Here is a 1215-nt window from a genome sequence, read left to right as displayed (position 1 = left end):
CCGCGGCTCTGCCACAGCGTGGCCCTTGCCTGCGGCGAAGACAATCCGGGAATTACCGAAGCTGCCGGTGCCGCCCTTGAGCTGATGCACTGCGCTTCCCTGATCCATGACGATCTGCCGTGCTTCGATGGCGCCGACCTGCGCCGCGGCCGCCCGTCGGTGCACAAGGCGTTCGGCGAACCGCTCGCGGTGCTCGCCGGCGACGCGATGATCGTGCTGGCGTTCCAGACCATTGCCCGGGCCGAAGGTCCGGCGGACCGGCTGTTGAAGCTGACCCAGATCATTGGCGGTGCGGTCGGTGTGCCGTTCGGCATCGTCGCCGGCCAGGCCTGGGAATGCGAGACCGAGATCAATCTCGCCCATTATCACCGCTCCAAGACCGGCGCGCTGTTCGTCGCCGCCACCGCGATGGGCGCAGCGTCGGCCGGTGCCGATCCGGAGCCGTGGCGGATGGTCGGCGAGAAGATCGGCGAGGCCTATCAGGTTGCCGACGACCTCCGCGACGCCGCTGCCGACGTCGAAGAGATCGGCAAGCCGGTCGGCCAGGATATCGCCCACGATCGCCCGAGCGCGGTGCGCGAGATGGGCATCGACGGCGCGATCTACCACCTGAAGTCGCTGGTGCGCGGCGCCGTCGAGGCGATGCCGGACTGCACCAATGGCAACGAGCTGCGCTCGCTGATCATGTCGGAAGCGACCCGCCTGGTGCCGGCGAAGCTGGCCGCCACTGCGGCCTGACGCGGCCGCCGGCTTGGCCTTCGCGGCCGGCCGGTGGTAGCAGAACCAAATGGTCTCCTTGAGCCTGCGTGACCGGCTGCTCGGCTGGCGCGATTCGATCCTGTCGAATCCGCGCTTTCAGCGCTTTGCCGCTGTATTTCCGTTGATGCGTCCGGTCGCGCGCCGGCGCGCCGTGGCGATGTTCGATCTGCTCGCCGGCTTCGTCTATTCGCAGATCCTGCTCGCCTGCGTGCAGCTCCGGCTGTTCGACATCGTCGCCGAGCGCCCCGCCACCGCTGAAGACCTCGCCGCGCAGCTCTCGCTGCCGGTCGAGTCGATGCGGATGCTGCTCGACGGCGCAGTCGCCCTCCAGTTGCTGCAGATGCGCAGCGGCGCACGCTACGGCCTCGGCCAGCTCGGCGCCGAGCTGCGCGGCAATCCGGGGGTGCTGGCGCTCGTGGCCCATCATGCCATGCTTTATCGGGATCTGGCGGATCC

The 1215-nt window shown here is 68.9% G+C and carries 2 protein-coding genes; both read left to right on the top strand.

What is annotated here, in order from left to right; translation table 11 throughout:
- On the top strand, window positions 1-738 hold a 738-nt coding region (locus tag DYI24_RS26835; RefSeq protein WP_164574485.1), incomplete at its 5' end, for a polyprenyl synthetase family protein.
- A 49-nt stretch (window positions 739-787) separates the two neighbouring features.
- The coding region (locus DYI24_RS26830) for a methyltransferase family protein (RefSeq protein WP_283810912.1) at window positions 788-1215 on the top strand (428 nt) is incomplete at its 3' end.

The sequence above is a fragment of the Rhodopseudomonas sp. BR0C11 genome (assembly GCF_010820945.1).
In the GTDB taxonomy this organism is placed as follows: Bacteria; Pseudomonadota; Alphaproteobacteria; order Rhizobiales; family Xanthobacteraceae; genus Rhodopseudomonas; species Rhodopseudomonas palustris_H.
This window is presented reverse-complemented; position numbering and strand designations above follow the sequence as displayed.